Raw genomic sequence first — 20,695 nt, 5'->3', positions numbered from 1 at the left:
GATTTACAGGTGTAAAGACTTGAAGCATCTCAAAATGATTAGGTTTCAATCCAAAATCTTTTTACGACATTGCCATCTTCCTCTGTAAAGCTTGTGTCCGGTATTCCACCGTTGTTAAGAATCGTTTTCTCAGAAGCTATATTCCCTTCATCACATACAACCAGGGCTTTCTTGATACCAAGTCCTTTGGTTTCATCCAATGCCATAGCAAGTAATTTTGTAGCATACCCTTTTTGTCTCTCGGTAGGACGAATTCCGTATCCAATATGACCGCCACAATTAAATAATTTTTCAGTTAAGTCATGTCTGATATTTACTGCCCCTATGACCCTCTTGTCATCGGATACTAACCAGTATGTAGAACTAGGAACCCAATTTTCAGGGATATGCTCTCGATTTTCATTTTCAAGCAGAAATTGAATCATACCCTCAAAGTCAGACGGGTCTCTGCTCACAACCCACGGTACAATAGATTCTCCACTAGACCTCCATTCCTCGTAGAAAGCTATGTATTCGTTTTGATATTCAATACTCGGCTTTGCTAAAAATACGGTTCTCAAGAACAATCCACCCCTATCAACTATTTGCCAGTAGTCAAAAACAAATATAATCAACCATTACATTTTTCCCCAAAAATAGATGTGATATTGTGATTTTATACAATGATAACGAGGAGAGATCTGCGATTGGATAAAAACTTAAGTATAGCAAAGGAAGCATTAAGTAACTACTCCATAACATGTAAATCGATTGATTTCATTGCACAAAGCGGGAATACGATCTATAAAATCACTGACCTGGATAATAACAGTTATAGCCTCCGATTGCATATATCCAAGGGTGACACTCTTGAAAGTTTTTGGAGTAAGCAGGAAGTCATCCATTCCGAAATGGTCTGGCTTCACGCCTTAGCATTTGATACAGATTTAACCCTGCCTTCACCTTATAAGAATACCTGCGGAGAATTCATTACGAACGTAAACAATACGTGCTGCACTTTGCTACAATGGGTGGAAGGTGAGCAGAAACCCTTTATCCTTACAATAGATGACGCTAAATATATAGGTGAAATGACCGGTAAATTACATAGGCAAGCCTCTAACTGGCAAATCCCAAGTTTATTTGAACGTCCTGTCTTTGATAGTTCCCGTATATTACAATCACTGGGCAAGCTTAGGGAGCGGGCTAATGCAGGTCTGCTTCATACAAGTGATACCGAACTTCTTCAAATTGCAGGTGGACAGGTAATTACAATGATGAACTCTATGGAGAGAACGTCCGGTAATTGGGGAATGATTCATGCCGATTTGATTCCAAGTAATATTGTGTTTCATGAAAATGAGGCGCGGCCCATCGATTTTGGCGCTTGCGGGTTTGGTTACTATTTGCTTGATCTGGGCTGGACGTTCTCATATATACACCCTTCATTCAGAGAACAGTTACTGAAATCATATTCTAAGTATCATTCATTACCGGATAACTATATTGAGCTATTGGAAGGTTTTTTCGTTGCAGCACAGCTTGAAACCATGAATTTCTGGCTGGGTCTGCCCGATTCGCAGGATTGGTTGCCTAACCATATCAGTAAATTAGCCAGTAGAGAAATTAATGCCTATGTAAACAATGAATCGTTTCTCTTCACAGGTGTTCCGTATTGGGAATAACAATTCCTATACTATTGAACGCTCTAAATCTAAGTTTAAAAATACACAAAAGAGCCATGTAGAGAGATCTACATGGCTCTTACTCCAGAAGGGATCCGGAATCTTATATAGATTCCTGGCCGCTTCTGTTTATTTTTTACTCCCTCACTAGCAAAGCCACTGACTCCACATGCACCGTATGCGGGGTACGGTGTGTTTTTTTGTGGTTTGTTATAGTGTGATAATAACGATAATTCCATGTGTTTGACCCTAACAGTTCAAGCTGCTTAGGAGTACAAGCAATAATCCCATCCACTATAAAAATCCTTATACAGGCGTGATTCATTAATATAGCATACATTTTCAGCACCAGTTTAGCACCAATCAAAATAAATATTATTTGGTTTTTCCAGGCTCATACCGACTAGCCGAGAGTTTAGGTTTAGCATCTACAAATATAACGGTTGGCATACGTAATCCCTCTCGTTTGCAATTTAAAATCAAGTCTTTTAAGTCTGTTATACGCTTAATTGGTCCTCCATTGTCAAGTACAAGATAAATTCCATGCAACGTTTTTTCTGCTTTCTGATACTCAGCTATTTGAACAGTAAATCCATGTAAGAGTTGTCCATTTGTAGTTAGTTTCGACTCTACTACAACACGATTTGTATAACCTGTACTAAATTTAAAATCCACCGGTCCTCTTCCACCATTTACCTCTCTACTAATATCAATATTATTAGCAGCACAGTAAGCATCAGCAATACCAAAGAAAAGTTTTTGAGCAGCCTCTTCTTTTTTGGGCTTCACACCATCATATAACAAGGAATTCAATCCATTGTTCTCTATTAAATCTTTATATTTATCGCATATTGTAATTACAAAGTCCATTAAATCTTCTGGCGTTTCGACCTTTTCTTTTTTTAATTCCAGTGGGAATTTTTGCACTGTTTCCTTAGAAGCATAGTACCATACCACCTGTCCTGCCGGATCATTTATAAAATCATAAGTAGTCTGTGGTTTAACTTTGTAAAGCGTTATAAGATCTTCTAACAAACCAGGTTCCTTTAAAATCAATTCTTTTAAATACTGCTTTTGTTGACTCACGGCTTGTTTCCATGTGTCGCCTATAAGTTGATTTACTCGGTGTCTTAGCTCTTCATTGTGGGAGCATACGATATCAATATCACTCCAACTAAATGCTAACGGTAAATCCCTTAGAATGGTTTTAGGCAAAAGTAAAATTGCACTTTTATTATGAGGGTTCATTACCAATTTGTAACTTTCCCCTTCTATTGTTTGCTCGCTAGTCTCAACACCCATTTCGGAAAATATCCGTTGAGAGTAGTTAAGTATATCATCGCTAATTATGTTTGCTGTAATATCGCTAAGTCGATCAGGGCCAATATTACTTTCAAACAACCCTACCAACTCAAATATTTCTGGTTCTTCAATACCGCTGTCGATTATACTTTTGGCCGTCTCCAGCAATCTTTCTCTTAAACCTGGACCGATAGCACTCCCGCTAGTACCTTTATTAGAATAGCCTATGCACAACCCCTTTACTTCTGGGAATTTAAAGTACATTTCAGCCCGTCTCCAAAATACATCTCCTTTTTCTTTGGAGTGTCTCAATATTTTCAGTATATCTGTAAACCTTTGTCTCACTTTTTCGTAAGAATTCTGGAATTCCGGCACTTCACAAGCTGATAGCAGGTGGGGGTCAATGAACATTTTGCTATCAACATCCAGTATTGCATCAAACGCTCCAGTAGCATCAAATTTTTCTTTTTCAATTCCCAAAAAATCACACACAGAGATAGCCATATAACCCACCCTTTTCGCTATTATATCTAAATATAGTATCATATTTTTCAAACGATAGAGTAAGATTATGGAATATTCCACAGCTCAAATTCTTGTTAATAAAAAGCGCAGGCTTTCTAGACTAATAATTATAAGCGAGGACCATATCATGGGTCCCCGCTTATAATTACACATATTTAGATATTTCATCTATAAACTGGACTATATGCGTCGATCATTAGTCAGGATAAATAATTTCATTCCTTAAGATGATGCCCTGGCTAATGTATATTGGCCCATTCGCGACTTCATATGCTTCGTTCTCCAGCCTTTTCGTTACTACTTCCAGATCGTCAAACATCCATAACCATACCCACTTACGCAGGGCACCTAGGTCCAGTTGAGCCGCTCCCATGATACCAAATTCAAATCTATTGCCTGCTATTTGTTGCTCTAAGCTTTGCGTTTCCTCCTGGATGTTTCGCAGTTTCCGGTTTATATTCGCCCTGCCGTGTAATACATCACGAAGCTTGTCCAGATACTCCACCTGTATTACGGCCAGTTCATCTAGCGCGGGCTGCAACTCAACTAAAATTGTGCCATCTGAAATCAACTGCTGAATTTCCGATCTTACCCTTGAAGCAGCCCCAGAAAAGCCCTGGAGTGAAGTCGCGATGCCCAACTGTGCTAAAAGCTGCTGCTGTCTTTTTTCCGCAATCAGTACCTCCCCCTGCGCCTTACTTACTTCTATAGCTATTTCATCGGTGTAACCCCCTTGCGCTGCCCTATTTAAGACTTCATCGTAACGATCCTTTGAAGTCTTTACTTCTGCAGCAGCTGCGGCCTTCTTCGCATTATCTCCCTGACACTTTGCTTCATGAGCGGCGATATCAGCTTTCAATTTTTCATATGATTCAATTCTCACGGTATTTTCCTCCTCTAATTTGGGTGCTACACGTTTTGGCTATTGGAAGTGAAGCAGGTTATAACAGCCCATCCAATCCTGCCGCTCTTAACACGTTCGCGCCTTCCTTCGTCCGGCGGTATAGTATTTCCATGAATTTTTCGTACAGTTCTTCGCCGTCGTCTCCAGGGGCCGCTATGATCTGCACTGAACCTACCAGTTGTTCGATGTTAATCGGCTGGTTCAATTTTGCCGTCGTTTGCGGACCCTGTCCGCTCGTCAGCACCGGTTCATAGCGCTGAGTATTGTCGTTCCCGCTTTCCGCTTCAAGAGCGCCAGCGAATCGCTGGGCCGGAATCTGCGCCTGTACGTTGTACGTTACCGCCTGAACCTGCTGCTGGACTTCCTGAGAAGGAATCGCTGCAGAAATGATGCTGGCCAGCTGCTGTGTATCCCTAAAGGGCTGATACAAACCAGCTGTAGGATCGTACCGGCGGGACTCTGCAGCGGTTAAAACCCGTTCATCCCTATGCAGGGTCGCGGTGTAGCCGTCAAACGGTACGCGAGTTAAGCCGGTCGCGTGGCTGCCGTCTGTCTCAGGAGCTACGTCTGGAATATGTGGGATGCTGATTGCGAATTCCTTGCCGCCCAGCCATTCTGGCAGCTTGATATCCAAGGCGCCATTGATTTTGTCTATCATGCCGTTAAGGATATCGACGATAAACTGGACACCGGTCGTAAAGCCGGATTTGATGCCGTTCCAGGCTGTATCTAGCCCGGTGACCAGCCCATCCCAGATACCACGGATAAAGTCACCTACGAACGTAAAGACCTCGACGGCGGTGTCCTTCGTGCCGTTCCAGCTGTTAGCCATCCAGCCGACCACTGCACTGACGGCTGTCGTTATGGCGTTCCATATGATCCCGCCCCAGGTGACAAAGAAGTCGCCTATAGCGCCGAAGAAGCTAATAGCCGCGTCCCGGATAATGCCCCAGATATTCAGCAGCCAGGCGCTTACTGTGTCCCAGTTTTTAACCAGCAGGATAATGCCAGCGATCAGCAAGCCTATGCCAACCAGGATCAGATAAATAGGGTTAACGGACATGACCGCCGTCCAGGCGGCTTGCGCAGCGGCCCAGATACGGGTCGCTGCCGCTGCCAGTTTGGTGTAGGCCGCAACAGCTAACACCTTTAATCCAAGTGCTCCGAAGCTAATTCCCAACCCTATTATGATCGGACCGATCCAGGACCAGTTGTCTATGAAGAATCCGGCGGTTTCGACTGCTGCAGCTCCGATATCCACCAGGAATTCTTGTACCGGCCCCCAGTGATCTATCATCCAGGAAGCCGCGTCAATCGCAGCCACGCCGACCGCGACCAGGGCGTCCTGTACTACCGGCAGCCCGGTATCTATCAGCCATTGCAGAACCGGCTGGGCAGCGTCACGGAAGGCATTAAACGACGAAACCAGCCTATCCCCGACTGTCTGCGCCGTGGTCAGGGCTTTACCTCCGGCCTGCTCAGCGATTGAATCAAAAATCCACTTAATCCATCCATAGGCTGTCTGTACTCCGGCGCTCACTACCCGGAAAGCTGTAACGATATAGCCGCCAGCTGTAACAATGGCATTCCAAGCTGTACCGACATACCGCTGGACCCTGGCCATCCATTCGGCCAGCTGCCCGTTATCCTGGATTTTTTGTGTCCAGGAAAGCAGTTCGCCCAGGCCTACTTTCATTTTGTCAAACAGGGGTTTCCCCATTTCGCGGGCCATTGTTCCCACAAAGTCTTTAGCGTTTGACATCATGCCTTTAAAGGTCTGAGCTTGCATTTCCATACCGCCGCCGTAGCGCTGTTCCATCAAGCTAAACAGTGCAGCATTAAAGGCCGTTTGATCTGTGATCTGGCCTTTACTGTTAAGCAGCTGCGTTCCCATCTTCGCGCCCTGGGTTTCGATCATAGCTTTGGTGATCCCGAATTCTTTCAGGCGCTCCAGCTCTCCGGTCTGTGCATCGGCAATCGCTTCGACCGCTTGGTCCAGTGACTTACCCATGACGGCGGCCATGTCACCGGTGACGCCTAGGACCTTACGGGCTTCAATACCGTAGGAAGCCATCTTGGTTGTCGCTTCGACAACTTCGGGGATTTCAAACGGCGTAGTCGCCGCGAAGGTGCTGGCCCATTTCAGCGTTTCCGCTGCTTTGGTTTGATCCTTAAGGACAACCGCTAATGTATTCTGATAGGTTTCCATATCAGCATTAGCGCCGACCAGGCCGTCCCAGAGTCCCTTCACCGCGAAGCCGCCGCCTAGGACAGCACCGATTCCCATAATAGAGGCCCGCAGGCCGCCCATACTTCGGGTGGCTGATTCTCCGCGAATCCGTACCCGATCCAGTTCGGCCTGCAGGTGGCGAATAGCGTCATCGTCTATGTGGGGGTTAATAACAAAGTCATGCGATAGCAGTGCCGCCCTAATCCGGGCAATCTCCAGCGGTGGAATGTCTAGCCGTATGTCTATCGCGCCTATGTTGGCCGATATTTGGTTTTGCAAGTTAGGCAGGATCGTCGGAGCATCCAGCCTTATTTCGATGCTGCCCAGGCGGGACTGAATCTGTGAATGCAGCCGGGCGATCTGAACAGCGTCTACGTCCAGGCCAATTTCAGCATGTATACCACCCAGCTGGGACCTCAACCTGGTAACCGCGTCACTGTCTACGTTCAGGTCAATGTTAACCGGACTTAAGCCCGCCAGCTGGGTACGTAGGCTGGAGACGACGCCACTGTCCAGGTTAAGGTCGATTCCCAGCGGGTTAAGTGCGTTCAGCTGAGATCGGAGCGAAGCGACGCCCCCGCCGTCAAGGTCAGCCGTGATATTTACCGGACTTAATCCCTGCAGCTGCGTCCTGGCGACGGCAATCGCTCCGCTGTCTATGGTCAGATTGACGTCTACATTGGCCAGCGACGCCCGAAGCTCGGAGCGTATCTGCTGAATTGTCGCCTGGGCGACCTGCAGCGGTACGTCTAGGCCGCTTAGTTGCCCGCGTAACCGGCTTTCCGTTTGGTTGATACTGGACTGGGTAGCGGTTATGTCCAGGTTCAGGCTAGGGTGAATCACTTCCAGCTGTGTGTTAATCCGGCCGACGGCTCCCGGGTCTATGGTCGCGTCTACATTTATGTTAGACGTTAGGGCTGCGAATTGTTCCCCGATCCGGTTCACAGCGCTGGAGTCCAGCACCGCGTCCAGGGTAAGCACCGGCCGGATACTATCCACTTGTGACTGTACCCGGGCGATTGCTGCATCGTCCATAGAAGCGTCAACTTGGATAGAAGCACTGTGCAGCCCCTGTAGCGCTGTTCTGCTAGCATCTGACAGGCGCTGCAGTGATCCTTCGGCCGCTTCGACCGTGGCCCGGAATTGCTCAGTAGCTCGAAGCGCTGGCGATATGCCAGGAAAAAATCGGTCATTAAGCGCCAGTTTGACGCCCATTACAAACTCCCTTGCCATTTAATCACCCACAATTAGCTCAAATCGGTTTACCTCCACCGTTGAGGACGCCGATTTTAACCCAATCGTGGGGGGCACCGATTTAACCGAAATCGTGAAGGAAGAAGTAAAGACTTCTTTTTATTGGGCTATTTGCTTCATAAGCCGCTTAATTCCAGCCATAGGGCCATTAATGCTTGCGTATATCGAATCTATGGTAGCGTTACAGCCCCTTGTATACTCAGCCTTAGTAATCCCTAGAACCTGCAAAGCTTCGGCTGTCCGCATTTCCCGTATCCACTTGCAAGAAAGGCAGGTCCGTTCCAGGTTTGACAGCTTTTTTATGGCGTCGTCTAGCATGATCTTATTTAACCGACCTCCAGTTACGCCGTCGTAGTCCTTCGGGCTGCTGTTGGTTGGCATGGCATTTAAGGGTTTGTCACCTAATACCATGGCCGTGTAGTTGTCTAACCAACGTCGTATGTTATTTTTGGAAACGTATCCTTCAATGTACACCTGGTCATGTTCCTTTCTATTGCTATAGTCACAGTGAACCCGTTCGCGCAGTATGTTCATGTAAATAAACATCTTTTTCACACAGTGCATAAAAATGCAGGAGTAAGTACGGATTATTCTAAGGGCTTTTCGGCGGTTCTACTTTGTGCTTTCCCTCCCCAGCTTACCGTTATCCTGCTTTCGCTGGCTTGCTGCAATTCCTTATTTATCGCCGTCAATAGATCGTCACCCGATTCCTGGGTAAGCCTTGCATGCTTCTCCACTAGCCTTCCAATTGTTTCTAAGTTTCGGCTAACTACGCGATCCTCTGCCGTTGCAGCGTAATAATAAGCCCTCTCGTTTCCATCCTTAAACCATACGCGTGTAGCTTCTTCACCCTTTTCCTGTCGAACGCTTTCCCATTTTTTCAGATAGGTTAACAATTTGGCCTTCCACATATGAATTTCATCTTCCAGGGTAACTACCATTTGCATTCGTAATTTCTCATAAGTTGTCTTCTCTTGACCATGTAGCGCAGGACTGTAAAATCCATGTTTTCTAGGGTTTTGGCTAACCGCCGCCTTACCACCATCAGTTTTAGGACCTGTACTTTTCCCCCCACAAAATTTACAACGGCCATACCCTAAATGCTCCGTTCCCATACCGGCAAGATTTTTACACCTTGCGTTTACACGCTTCCGTTTAGCGCCACATAAGAGCACTGGCCTATCCCAGCGTGTGCTTATTAAATTCATAGCGTCAGCCTTTTCGTGCAGATTCCGTGCATTCTCTAGTTCAGATTGTTGCACGCTATCCCTCCCTTACAGCATTTTCGCACTTGTCCCACAATTCAATTATCCGATCAGCAATTAAGTTCCAGGTAATTATGGCAAATGAAAGAAGTGTTAGGTCCTTCCATTCGTACAAAATTTCCAGGACCCTATTAGACGCCTGATGGAGTAACCTTTCTAACTTTCTAGCTTGAGGATTTTCCTTGGACACATACGCAATCCAGCGCTTTGCCAGCTTTAAATCCGGGTCGAATAAACTTCGCAATTCTACAGCGTTTGTAAAGCTGTCTTCCGCTTGTTCTTCATTCCACTCTGGCCACCAGCTTTCAGGCTTATCGTCTTGCCCACCTCTTAAAAGTGCTATCTGCCTATCCCTTTCTTCAAGCATAGCTGGAAGCTCAGCTTCATAAATTGCACGCAGTTGTTTTAAACTCCATGGTTTATCAGTCGGTGTATATCCCATACAATCCCCCAGAAGATTCATAAGTTTGTTTCGAAAAATGTAGGATGGACTCCAAAACCCCTTTTTTCCTTTAATGATTTTCGACTGGACTGGCCGACACCACTGGCTGCATCCCTAAACGACGCGCCCAATAGCGTTCTTGTTTTTCCCGTTCTTTTTCTGGATTCTTTTTGCGCCATTCACGGGAATACTGTCGCATGTATTCCCTCCGATCCGTCTTATTCGATTTGTTTTTTTCCATTTTCAGCGCTCCTTAAAGGTAAAATAAAAAGGCTTCGCCAGCATTGGAAGCCTTTTTCTAGCCGCTTCCTAAATGCTGGCGAAGCCTTTGACACCTCTCCGCCTATCGTTACGATTTATCGGGTCGCTTAACGATGAAACCGACCACTACGTATGCTGCTTGTGTTCCTAAAAACAGGCTAACATTGGCTTTTACACCTGTCAATCCCCCTTATGTAAACGTTACCCACAAGCTACGGTTAATGCATAACCCCATATAATCCCAAGGTTTATTCTTGGAAAAACTATTATAGTATTAGTAATCAAAACATATCCCGTGTCCGAAGCGGTTTGAAGAAAGGAGCAGGAAAGAATGGAGAAAAAGGCAGTGAATGAGCATTACGAAAGTACAATTTCTTCTGCAGAGATAACATACAATGAGTTGGGACAGAAGGTCCTCAAGTATCAGAGTCACGGCTACAACGTTACTGCGACAGTGAAGAACCAACCGTCAGAGGAAGCACTAAAGGCTGCAAACAGAGCGTACATGAAGCACTTCTATAAATTCAACCCACAGTAGGGCCTAGCCACGAAGGACACAGCCGCCTTTTATCCAAATAATCCCAGAAGAAATTCAAAAAATAAACACTATATAATATATATATTAAATTATAATAATAAATAATATTTATTATTATATTATTAATTAATTACAATTGATTATCATTCTTTTCTCTTCCCATGCTGTAATGTTCAGGGGGCGGCGAAACGAAAATAATATAATGGGTCACTGATTTTTCATAGGGGGGTCCATTTTGTTTTTTACTCAACCGTTTTGGAATTCTCTTTAGTACCCCTCACCTGAAATTCGCGCAAATTATGTATTCCGAACATGTGTTCTCATTTCTACAGCGAATTTCTCTGGGACCATCTGCAAGCAAAAGGCCGCGCCCCGTTACCAGGACCGGCCCCGACTTCTTATAATGGTTTGTGCTGCACTTCTATCCTGGCGCTTTCCGCGCTATCGTCGTTGAGGTCGCGGCGATGCATGCGGCCCGCTTATGGCCGTAGCCGCCTACGCCTACGCCTGGGCCTGGGCCTGGGCCTGGCTATGTACCAGTTTCTTCCCGGCTTCCACGCCCTGGAGGAACGCTTTACGGATCGCGACGCCCTGGGCTAGCGCCAGTTCGATTTCGACTTCCATGAGTGCTTCCCTGCTGGCAGGGTCCAGTTGTTCAATCAAGCTATCCAGATGGCGAATTGCTTCGCTCATATGCATTCTGTACTCCTTATCCTCCATAGCTGCAACTTCGATCCGTTCTACCTTTTTTTCATCCATCGTATTATGCCCCTCTCTAAAATTATCGGATAATATCGTCGCGTTTTTGCTGTAACTAGGTGATCCGTGCCTGTAAATTTCACTGCCCCTTATTCTTGCTGCTTTGCCCCTTCGTTTTGCTGAGTTAAGTCGAAATCAGCCTCCCGACCATTTACGGAAACCTTATTAGTCGGTTGATTCTCTAGCCAGGCTTCCAACTTGTCTTTTTGGAATAAATAGCGATTCCTTACTTTAATGTGCGGTATGCAACCTTCCCGGCCTTCTCTAATTTCTAAATAGACAGTTGATTGACTTACTCCCAAAAATTCCGCTGCTTCTGCAGCCGTCATGAGTTTACTCATATGATCGCCTCTTTCAATGATATTGCAATATTATTGCTGTTGTAATTGAATGATACATCATCATTATTGTTTTTGCAATTATAATTATTGCATTTGTTATTGAATGCGTATATTATTTCTCTTATAGGAGGTTGATATATTTTGGACGCGACAGAATTCGGACAATACTTAAAAGCACTTCGTAAGGAAGCAAAGTTATCCATGGCAAAATTGGCTGAAGAATCGGGAGTCTCACAACCGTATATTTCACAAATAGAAAGAGGAGAACGTGGCGTACCATCGCCAGAAATTCTTAAAAAGCTCTCAGCAGTATTAGGAAAACCATACATTGATTTGATGGCCAAGGCAGGTTTTCTTCCAGTTGAAACAATAGCAGATATTGACCGGGTGAATGAATTAAAGGGGCTAACGCAGACACTGCAAAACACAACCCACACAATAAAAGATGCAGACCTGAACCTCAAAAGCGCTAAGAGCGAATTGCAGCAGGCTGAAAAAGAACTACAGCTTTTAGAAGAGATTTCAAAAACTAGGGAGCTTAAAGAATTTTTAAAAATTCATGATATCACCTATCGGGGTAAGCCCCTGTCTACCCATGATCGTGAACGTATTACTGGAATTTTAGAATACCTATTTGCCGAAGAAAGGGAGTAAATTTATGGCTAATATCGTAAAACGCGGAGACTCCTGGAGACTGACAGTTACCAGTGGAAAGGACTCAAGTGGTAAATATATTCGTCACACTAAAACAGTTAAATGCAGAACGAAGCGCGAAGCAGAAAGCGAATATGCAAAATTTAAAACTGAAATTGAAGCAGGCCAATACATTAAGCCCCAAAAAATGACCTTTTTAGAATTCGTGAAAATATGGCGTGACAAATATGCTATTGAGCAGTTAGAGGAAAGAACAATGTATACCTATGAATCGAACCTTAAACTGCGAATTTTACCCACCTTTGGTCATCTACAGCTAGAAGATATAAAACCAATGCATATCGTCAGTTATCTAAAAGCTTTAGGTGAAGACGGGGGGCGAGAAGACGGTAAAGAAGGTGGCCTAGCATCAGGAACTATCCAATATAATCACCGAATTTTAAAAAATATCTTTTCACGCGCTGTAGAATGGGAAGTTATTAAGCGTAACCCTGCAGCTGGCGTACAAAAACCCAAAGTAAGCTATAAAGACGTTCTGCCTTACGATGAAAACGAAGTTCAGACGCTTATGCAGGCATTAGAGAAAGAACCATTCCACTGGCGCGTCATGATTAAGTTGGCCATTCATACCGGTCTACGTCGCGGTGAATTGTTAGCCCTGGAATGGAAGCACGTTGACTGGGAGAAAGGATTACTAAACGTTCTTCAAAGCGTTTCAACTACTACAGCAGGTGTAGCCCGTGTTAAGGAGCCAAAGACACGAAAATCCAGACGCAAAGTAGGGCTATCCGAACCAATGCTGGAACTATTGCGGGACTACCAAGTTCAGCAAGGCAGAGAACGGGATAAGCTCGGGGATTCATGGGAAGGCGGGGAACATTTATTTATTTTTGCCCATCCAGATGGGAAGGCATTTCACCATGAACGCCCTTACCTGTGGTTTCGCGGATTTCTTAAAAAGAACAAGCTACGCTATATCCGATTTCATGATTTGCGGCATACTGCCGCTACTCTATTAATAAATAAGGGCGTACATGCTAAAGTCATATCAGAGCGCCTGGGGCATGGGAATATCACAACGACAATGAACATTTACGGTCATGCATTGCTGGAAGCTGATAAAGATGCAGCGAACAAGGTAAGCGATGTACTATTCTTACCCAGTACGCGCAAAACAAAAGCATAGAAAAAGACGACGCATTATGAGCCATGACGTCGTCCTTTAAATTAATAGCACCAGTTTAGCACCAAACCAACAAATCCCCTGCTGTTACAACAATTCAGGAAACCCTGTATCACAATTAAAATCCTTTATATATAAGGGATTTATCCCCTGTACTAACTCTTCACCAACAAAGCCACTGACTCCACATGCACCGTATGCGGGAACATATCCACCGGAGTTACCTCCACTGTCTTGTACCCGCCATCCTCCAGCACCCGCAAATCCCTCGCCAGTGTCGATGGATTACACGACACATACACCACACGCTCCGGCTTCATTGCAAGGATTGTCTCTAATAACCTAGGATCGCAGCCCTTACGCGGCGGATCAACAACGATCACGTCCGGTGTGATGCCCTGCTCTTTCCAGTTCGGGATCACGTCTTCGGACGCGCCTACCTCGAACACTACATTCTTCATCCCATTCAACTTAGCATTAGAACGCGCGTCTTCAATCGCTTCAGGCACAATCTCAACACCGTACACCTTAGCCGCGTGCTGTGCCAGGAACAGCGAGATCGTTCCGATGCCGCAGTAGGCATCAATTACCGTTTCATTTCCTGTCAATCCGGCGTATTCTACGGTTTTACCGTACAGCACCTCAGTTTGTGCCGGGTTCACCTGATAGAAGGAACGGGCAGAAATGGCGAACTGTACATCTCCGATGTAGTCGTAGATGACGTCTCTGCCCCACAGGACACGGGTTTCGCTGCCGAAGATCACATTCGTCCGCTGGGTGTTCACGTTCTGGCAGATACTCTCCACTTGCGGCAGCGCCTCACGGATGCTGCCAATCCAGGCCTCCAGATGCGGGATATCGCGGCCGTTGGTTACCAGTACGAGCATCATCTCGCCGGTGCGGAAGGCCTTCTTCACTACGACGTGACGCAGTAGCCCGCGTCCGGTTTCTTCATCGTAAGCAGAGATGCCAAGCTCTTTGCCGATTCGCTTCACTGCAGCTACGACATCGTCGTTATGTTCATGCTGGATCAGACAGGTCTCCATGTCGACAATCCGGTGGCTGCCGCGGGCGTAGAATCCGCCCACAAGTCCGCCTTCGGTGACCCCGATAGGCACCTGGGCTTTGTTGCGGTATCGCCAAGGCTCGTCCATGCCAAGGGTAGGCCGTACGATGATGCCGTCAGCCTGTGCCCCCGCAGCACTTGCGCTTACACTCGACACGTTATCCCCATCAGACGCCCCAATTTCCGCCTCGGCAGTGAGGTTCGCCGCTTCAGCGGCTCCTTCTGCACCCCCGCTTCCAGCTATAGCACCTCTCCCCGGTGCCCCCGTAATCTGCAGCTTCCCGATCCGCTGCAGGTTGTCCACCACCAGCTGGCGTTTCCACGCCAGCTGAGCCGTGTAGTCCATATGCTGCAGTTGGCAGCCACCGCATTGGTCGTAGATCGGGCAAGGCGGCTGGGTCCGGTCGCCGCTGGCCTGCACAAGCTCAAGCAGCTTGGCATAGCCATACTGCTTCTTGGTCTTAAGTACCCTGGCCCGGACCTTCTCACCGGGTAGCGCGCCCTGCACAAAAAGGGTAAAGCCCTCTACCCGGCCTACCCCCTCGCCTTCATGGGTCATGCCGATAATATCGAGCATCACCTCGTCATTCTTATTCACTGGCAGTCCGGCGGCAGGTGCCGAGCCGTCACGGCGGCTTGCGCTGCGTCCACTGCGTTGTTTACTCATCTATGGGTTCACTTCTTTCATTAGCTTCACTATTAAGCTTCCTAACTATGATCCTCGGAAGCACCTATATCATACATTTAATTGGAATTCCTCCAGCTTATTATATCTCATTGTCATTTTAGAAGCACTTAAATGGAAAAACTCCAGCTAATTCGCCGGCTCAACATTCAAAGAAGAGCTTGTTACACGAATTAAATGGAGCAATTCCAACTATTTCAGCGCACAGAGACTTTCCAGCCTATTTAGTTGGAGTTTTTCCCGTTATTGAAGGATTCCCGCTCAATTATTCTGTGCAAAAATCCGCAGATGCTGCGGCAGTATACTGAAATTACCCGGCAAGGTGCCGCCAAGCTCGCCGTCCAGATTCAGCTGAACATAGCCTGGGGAGGTAACCTCCATGGCATCGGTGCGGAAATAGACAACCTTCTTATCCTGCAAGTGCTCACCGCGGATCGTCAGGCTGACCAGGCGGATAAATTCGGCCAGGTTACATTTCTTGACCGCGATTACGTCGAATAGTCCATCGTCGATCCGGGCATCCGGAGCAAGCTTCTCAAAGCCGCCTACGGAATTGGTATTGGCGATCAGGAAGAGCATGAACTCGTCATGGATCAGCTCTTGACCGTTCGCGCGGATGTACAGCTCCTGCGGAGAGAGACTGGCCATTTTTTCAATCCCCTTCAGGTAGTACGCAAGCTGGCCCATCATAGTCTTCAGTCGGCTGGGAACCTCGTATGTCAGCTCAGTCAGTTGTCCGCCGCCGGCTATATTAATGAAATAACGGTCATTGGCTTTGCCAAGATCAATTAGGCGCGACTCCTGACGCAGAATCAGATCACATGAATCCTCCCAGTTCTTAGGGATACCCATCGCCCGGGCAAAATCATTGGTAGTCCCCACCGGAAATACACCGAGAGGAGGACGATTCGGCTTCTCGGCCATACCATTGATAACCTCATTCAGCGTACCGTCGCCACCCGCCGCTATGATCAGATCATAACACCCGCGTTCGACGGCTTCCGCTGCGGCTGCTGTAGCATCGCCCTCTCCGGTTGTTGCATGGCACGAGGCTTCAATGCCGCCAATATCCAGCCGGTCCAAAATATCGGCAAGCCGCTTCTTCATTTCTTCCCGACCAGAAGTGGGATTATAGATCAATCTCGCAGTTTTCATTACCGGACGCCACCTGTTTATATAATTGATAACTTTACTGATTATACCCAATTCGGAACCACACAAGCAATGACGGCAAGCAGAATGCATAAATCAATGTATGCAGGAGGAGATGAAATCAATACCGGAAATGCTATCTTTTGCTGCAAAATCTTCTTAACAGCGTTCCCGAATCCGTTCCAGCATAACCTTCACCTGCTGCTCAATCCAGTGCGGCAATAAGGGATGCGGCAGCAGCGTTTGTCCTGAATAGGCATACTTCAGGCCGCTGAGCCGCCCGGGAATAACATGCTTGGTGAAATAGCCTTCACTTAAAAAAAGCGGAGCCACCAATACATCATGGCCCTGCCCCTGCCAAAACTCCACCTTGCTCCGTACACTGTCCGGGTTCAGCAGACCGTAGTCCGCTGCTGCTGCACCGCTAACCCGGCACACACGCTCAGCCAGCGAGGATATCCCCTGCTGCCAGCGCTGCCGGAACCCGTCATGGACGCTGCCATGGCCCACCAGCAGAATCGTCTCCCGCTCCGGATGCTTGGATAGCCCCCGCAGCTTGTCCCAGATCATAACAGCTATATCCGGATCGTCATCGACCGGGTAGCCGTAATGCACCCTGGCCTTGACGGCAAACGGTTCAAGGTCGGTCTCCTTCTCAGGCGCAGGCTTGGCGCCCAGCGCATACTCTATTTCATCGACGTGTGTACTGCCGGAAGAAACAAACAAGGGGATCACAATAATATCTGTGACCCCTGCATGTTCCAGACTATCTATACCATCCTGAATCAAACGGCCTTCTACCAGCTCCAGAAAAGAAACCGCAACGGGCATCTCTTCCTCCAGCGCCAAATGGCTTACAGCTTCCTCGACAATCGACACCCAGGCCTGATCGCGGGAGCCGTGACTGATAATCAGTACGCCCGTCTTCATCAATTATCGTCCTAAACGTTCCAGCGTTAATTTGTATCCGTCATTCCCGTAGTTCAGGCAGCGCTTCACACGCGAAATCGTCGCAGTGCTGGCTCCAGTCTCTGCCTCAATCTGATTGTATGTAGACCCTTTGCCCAGCATACGCGCCACTTCCAGACGCTGCGAGAGGGATTGAATCTCATTCACCGTGCACAGGTCATCAAAAAACACATAGCATTCTTCCATATCTTTTAAAGTTAAAATGGCTTCGAATAATTGGTCTATACTTTTATCGTTTAGCTTCTTAAGCTGCATCGATTATCATCCCCTAAAAGTTTGGTCAGTGCTGACATCACTGATGAGATATCCTTCAAAAAAAAGAGTTCAAAAGCCTAAATGTAGTGACTATCTTGCCTCTACTATATTGTACTGGAGCACATTTTTCAAGCATTAACGGTTTCACGCTGTAAAGAACGAAATCGACGGACAAACGTCCACCCCACGCGTACAAAATGAATCCTGCATTCAGACTCCTAATCTGAAATCGCAAGATTTACTGCCTTAACTATAGTACTACATAAGCGCCGAAAATCAAGCATGGTCACGGTTTCTTCACTTCCGAACTGCCAGGTGGGCATCCGCCCTTTTCCGCTGCTATCCCGGTAAACCGGGCGTTCGTCTATACCTTATGTTCGCCTATGACATACAGTATATCAAACCACTAACGAAGGAATGTGATGTTATGCCTGATCATTACTATAATCATTCCCGCCGGGGCGGGCGTTCGCTGGCCGAGCCGTATCCTTCATCGCCGTATCCCGGGATCAGTTCATATGGCCAGCCCCCCTTCTACGGGGAATCCGGAATGCTTCCTGCCGTAGGCACAGAAGCAGCCGCAGAGACGGCTCTGGCCGTCCCCGTTACCGAAGCTGCTGCCGCCAAACCCGGCGGACTGCTCGGAGGACTTGGCAATCTTGGAAATCTCGCCAACATGGAGCAGATCAAGGGCATCGTTGACCGGCTGGGCGGCGTTGACGGCATTGTCAATTCCATGGGCAAGGTGCAGAAGGTTATGCAGGGATTTCAGCAGATGGCCCCGATGATGAAGCTGGTCATGGGCAGCTTTGGCAAGAAGAAGGGCTCGGGGGCAGGCGAGCTGGCAGCTGAAGAAGACGCGGCACTCTACAGTCCCAAACGGCGCAAGAAGAGACGCCAAGGGTCACAGCCACGCAAAAAAAAGGCTCCGAAGAGCCGGCGCAAATCCTCCCCAGCCTCCGTTAAACGCCGCCGCAAGTAGGCGGCGTTTAACGCTTTTGGCGAACAGCCTTTAACGGTTCTGCCGTACATCGCTTCGCGGTATAGCTGCAAGCTCCAAACTAAAAAGCGTACCTCTCAAGGTACGCTTCAGTCAAATCTGGCGCTTGTTGAATACTAATATCCCCTTTACTTAAACCAGCCGCTGCGCCGGAACCAGCGGAACATGCCCACGCCGAGCACCAGCATCAGCAGCAAGACTCCAAAGTAGCCGTATTTCCAGTCCAGCTCCGGCATTACCCGAAAATTCATGCCGTATATTCCGGCGATCAGGGTCAGCGGCATGAAGACGGTTGTGATAACCGTCAGGGTCTTCATGATCGAGTTCATCCGGTTGGAGTTGAGCGAGATGTAGCTGTCACGCAGATCGGCAGTCATTTCCCGGTCCACTTCGATCATATCGGTCAGCTTCAGCAGATGATCATAAATATCGCCAAAATAGATCCGTTCCTCACCGTTGCTCTGCACATGCTGTGAATTGACGATCCGGTACATCAGGTCACGCATCGGCACGATGGTCCGGCGCAGCTTAAGCAGACGGCCGCGTACATTGAATACCTGGCTCATGAGCTCTTCCACAGACTCGCTGCCGCCCTGGCTCTCCAGATCGGCAAGCTCATCCTCCAAACCGTACAAGCTTGGAAAATACCGGTCCACCAGCTTATCCATCACGGTATACGCAGCCGCCATCGGACCGCCTGACCAGCCTTTGCGGCTATGAATTTCCGCCTTTACCATCTGCCAGGCTTCATCCATCTCCGGTTTCTCCTGATGATGATAGGATACGAGAAAGCCTTTGCTAAGGAACAGGTCAATCTCCTCGGCTTCCAGCGTCCGTTCATTAAGCGCATGCAGCACAAAAAACTGCACGTTCTCATAATAATCCAGCTTCGGGCGCTGCAGGATATGCATGCAGTCTTCAATCGCCAAGGGATGAAAATGAAAATAAGTATCCAGCAGCAGGGTCTCCTCCGCTGTAGGGGTGGAAAAATCGGCCCAGATCCAGGCATAGTCTGCCAGGGTAATATCCTGAAGCGGCAGATCCGTCAACACCTCACCCTTATGTGTAACTGCAAGCGTTCGTATCATATAAGTCCCCCGTCTATTGCATCTTCCACTGCTCAATCTTACACCTAACCATTGTACAGTAAGAAGCGCCTTCCCCCCAAATGGTAGACAGCTGCCCCCCGGCCAACAAAAAAAGATGTCCGCAGCCATTCTTGGCTTCCGTGACATCTTGATATGCAGCCATGCTGCTTAGAATATGATTTTGAAAATAATCCCTGCCAACACGGCGCTGATCGGAATGGTAATAAACCAGGTGATCACAATGCGTCCGGCGATTCCCCATTTTACAGCAGAGAAGCGTTTGGCTGAGCCTACACCGAGAATAGATGATGTGATGGCATGTGTTGTACTTACCGGCAGATGCAGAAGTGTAGCCGAGAAAATAACAGAAGCGGCGGAAATATCGGCCGCGAAGCCGTTAATAGGCTCAATTTTGAAAATCTTCGTTCCCATGGTCTTGATAATCTTCCAGCCGCCAATGGATGTCCCCAGCGCCATGGACGTTGCCGCAGCGATTTTAACCCATAAAGGAACTTCCATGGTGTCCAGACGGCCTGAGGTCACGAGTGCAAAGGTGATAATCCCCATCGCCTTCTGGGCGTCATTGGTACCGTGCGTGAAGGATTGAAGCGCCGCAGTAATGACCTGCATGGACCGGAAGCCCTTGTTCACGGTATGCGGACTGCGTTTGGCGAAGATCCATTTTAGGATCGTCATGACAATATAACCAATGACAAAGGCAATCAGCGGGGAGAATACGAGCCCCTCGACGATTTCGATAAAGCCATGCCATTTGATATGCTCCGTACCGGCACCTACGTAGACCGCTCCAGCCAATGCACCGATAAGCGCATGGGAGGAGGAGGATGGAATCCCCAGCCACCAGGTCACCAGATTCCAGATAATCGCGGCGATCAGTGTAGCTATGACAATATCTACCCCGTTGTCCAGCAGGGCCGGATCGGTGATGCTGCCCCCGATTTTTTTGGCTACCCCTGTAAACATCAGCGCCCCGATAAAGTTCATGGAAGCCGCCATAAGAATAGCCGTCCGTGGGCGAAGCGCCCGTGTGGAGACCGAGGTAGCGATCGCATTAGCCGTATCGTGGAATCCGTTGATGAAGTCAAATGCAAGGGCTAGAACAATCACAAAACCTAGCACAAATATTGATGTTTCCAT

General features: G+C 47.6%; 20 protein-coding genes. 5 read left to right on the top strand and 15 right to left on the bottom strand.

What is annotated here, in order from left to right:
• Positions 1–38: 38 nt before the first annotated feature.
• Positions 39–560, bottom strand: a complete 522-nt coding sequence (locus A3849_RS18370) for a GNAT family N-acetyltransferase (RefSeq protein ID WP_074112758.1) — start codon at positions 558–560, stop codon at positions 39–41.
• Positions 561–686: 126 nt separating this feature from the next.
• Between A3849_RS18370 and A3849_RS18365 the strand changes: the two genes are divergently transcribed.
• Positions 687–1,664 (top strand): phosphotransferase enzyme family protein, encoded by a 978-nt coding sequence (locus A3849_RS18365; protein WP_074112727.1) that lies wholly within the window; start codon positions 687–689, stop codon positions 1,662–1,664.
• Positions 1,665–2,039: 375 nt separating this feature from the next.
• Here A3849_RS18365 and A3849_RS18360 read toward each other — a convergent pair whose 3' ends face one another.
• The 6 genes from A3849_RS18360 to A3849_RS32975 all read right to left on the bottom strand — a co-directional run bounded on the left by A3849_RS18360 (position 2,040) and on the right by A3849_RS32975 (position 9,827).
• The gene (locus A3849_RS18360; protein ID WP_074112726.1) at positions 2,040–3,470 is read right to left on the bottom strand and encodes a hypothetical protein; all 1,431 of its coding nucleotides are present in this window, start codon (positions 3,468–3,470) and stop codon (positions 2,040–2,042) included.
• Positions 3,471–3,687: 217 nt separating this feature from the next.
• Positions 3,688–4,374, bottom strand: coding sequence for a hypothetical protein (locus tag A3849_RS18355; protein ID WP_074112725.1), 687 nt, complete (start codon positions 4,372–4,374; stop codon positions 3,688–3,690).
• Between the two features lie 58 nt (positions 4,375–4,432).
• Entirely contained in the window at positions 4,433–7,840 is a 3,408-nt protein-coding gene (locus A3849_RS18350) for a tape measure protein (RefSeq protein ID WP_143191856.1), read from the bottom strand.
• 626 nt (positions 7,841–8,466) lie between these two features.
• Positions 8,467–9,141, bottom strand: coding sequence for a hypothetical protein (locus tag A3849_RS18340; protein WP_074112722.1), 675 nt, complete (start codon positions 9,139–9,141; stop codon positions 8,467–8,469).
• A gap of 1 nt (position 9,142) precedes the next feature.
• Positions 9,143–9,586 (bottom strand): hypothetical protein, encoded by a 444-nt coding sequence (locus A3849_RS18335; RefSeq protein ID WP_074112721.1) that lies wholly within the window; start codon positions 9,584–9,586, stop codon positions 9,143–9,145.
• Positions 9,587–9,656: 70 nt separating this feature from the next.
• The gene (locus A3849_RS32975; protein WP_178382735.1) at positions 9,657–9,827 is read right to left on the bottom strand and encodes a hypothetical protein; all 171 of its coding nucleotides are present in this window, start codon (positions 9,825–9,827) and stop codon (positions 9,657–9,659) included.
• A gap of 351 nt (positions 9,828–10,178) precedes the next feature.
• Here A3849_RS32975 and A3849_RS18330 point away from each other — a divergent pair, with 351 nt between their 5' ends.
• Positions 10,179–10,385 carry a hypothetical protein gene (locus A3849_RS18330; protein WP_074112720.1) on the top strand — a complete coding sequence of 69 codons (207 nt, stop codon included), beginning with the start codon at positions 10,179–10,181 and terminating at the stop codon, positions 10,383–10,385.
• 501 nt (positions 10,386–10,886) lie between these two features.
• On the opposite strand, the gene A3849_RS18325 is transcribed toward A3849_RS18330, so the two are convergent.
• Together A3849_RS18325 and A3849_RS18320 are read right to left on the bottom strand one after the other, a co-directional pair.
• Positions 10,887–11,144 (bottom strand): hypothetical protein, encoded by a 258-nt coding sequence (locus A3849_RS18325; protein ID WP_074112719.1) that lies wholly within the window; start codon positions 11,142–11,144, stop codon positions 10,887–10,889.
• A gap of 89 nt (positions 11,145–11,233) precedes the next feature.
• The gene (locus tag A3849_RS18320) at positions 11,234–11,485 is read right to left on the bottom strand and encodes a helix-turn-helix domain-containing protein (protein WP_074112718.1); all 252 of its coding nucleotides are present in this window, start codon (positions 11,483–11,485) and stop codon (positions 11,234–11,236) included.
• A gap of 141 nt (positions 11,486–11,626) precedes the next feature.
• Between A3849_RS18320 and A3849_RS18315 the strand changes: the two genes are divergently transcribed.
• The gene (locus A3849_RS18315) at positions 11,627–12,139 is read left to right on the top strand and encodes a helix-turn-helix domain-containing protein (RefSeq protein WP_074112717.1); all 513 of its coding nucleotides are present in this window, start codon (positions 11,627–11,629) and stop codon (positions 12,137–12,139) included.
• A 4-nt stretch (positions 12,140–12,143) separates the two neighbouring features.
• Complete coding sequence (locus tag A3849_RS18310) at positions 12,144–13,325, top strand: tyrosine-type recombinase/integrase (RefSeq protein ID WP_074112716.1); 1,182 nt, start codon at positions 12,144–12,146, stop codon at positions 13,323–13,325.
• Positions 13,326–13,477: 152 nt separating this feature from the next.
• Here A3849_RS18310 and rlmD read toward each other — a convergent pair whose 3' ends face one another.
• The 4 genes from rlmD to A3849_RS18290 all read right to left on the bottom strand — a co-directional run bounded on the left by rlmD (position 13,478) and on the right by A3849_RS18290 (position 17,449).
• Positions 13,478–15,055 (bottom strand): 23S rRNA (uracil(1939)-C(5))-methyltransferase RlmD, encoded by a 1,578-nt coding sequence (gene rlmD, locus A3849_RS18305; RefSeq protein WP_074112715.1) that lies wholly within the window; start codon positions 15,053–15,055, stop codon positions 13,478–13,480.
• Positions 15,056–15,334: 279 nt separating this feature from the next.
• A complete protein-coding gene (locus A3849_RS18300) occupies positions 15,335–16,228 on the bottom strand; it encodes a diacylglycerol kinase (protein ID WP_074112714.1) in 894 nt (297 codons plus the stop codon).
• 156 nt (positions 16,229–16,384) lie between these two features.
• Positions 16,385–17,158 carry a sirohydrochlorin chelatase gene (locus tag A3849_RS18295; RefSeq protein ID WP_074112713.1) on the bottom strand — a complete coding sequence of 258 codons (774 nt, stop codon included), beginning with the start codon at positions 17,156–17,158 and terminating at the stop codon, positions 16,385–16,387.
• Positions 17,159–17,449: a YerC/YecD family TrpR-related protein gene (locus A3849_RS18290; protein WP_020428424.1), complete on the bottom strand. Its 291-nt coding sequence runs from the start codon at positions 17,447–17,449 to the stop codon at positions 17,159–17,161.
• A 427-nt stretch (positions 17,450–17,876) separates the two neighbouring features.
• Between A3849_RS18290 and A3849_RS18285 the strand changes: the two genes are divergently transcribed.
• The gene (locus tag A3849_RS18285) at positions 17,877–18,431 is read left to right on the top strand and encodes a hypothetical protein (RefSeq protein ID WP_074112712.1); all 555 of its coding nucleotides are present in this window, start codon (positions 17,877–17,879) and stop codon (positions 18,429–18,431) included.
• 146 nt (positions 18,432–18,577) lie between these two features.
• Here A3849_RS18285 and corA read toward each other — a convergent pair whose 3' ends face one another.
• Positions 18,578–19,537, bottom strand: a complete 960-nt coding sequence (corA, locus tag A3849_RS18280; RefSeq protein WP_074112711.1) for a magnesium/cobalt transporter CorA — start codon at positions 19,535–19,537, stop codon at positions 18,578–18,580.
• A 168-nt stretch (positions 19,538–19,705) separates the two neighbouring features.
• On the bottom strand, positions 19,706–20,695 hold the full coding sequence (locus tag A3849_RS18275; RefSeq protein ID WP_074084262.1) for an inorganic phosphate transporter: 990 nt from the start codon (positions 20,693–20,695) through the stop codon (positions 19,706–19,708).

Origin of the sequence: Paenibacillus sp. P46E, assembly GCF_001909095.1 — a bacterium.
Lineage (GTDB): Bacteria > Bacillota > Bacilli > Paenibacillales > Paenibacillaceae > Paenibacillus_AQ > Paenibacillus_AQ helianthi.
This window is presented reverse-complemented; position numbering and strand designations above follow the sequence as displayed.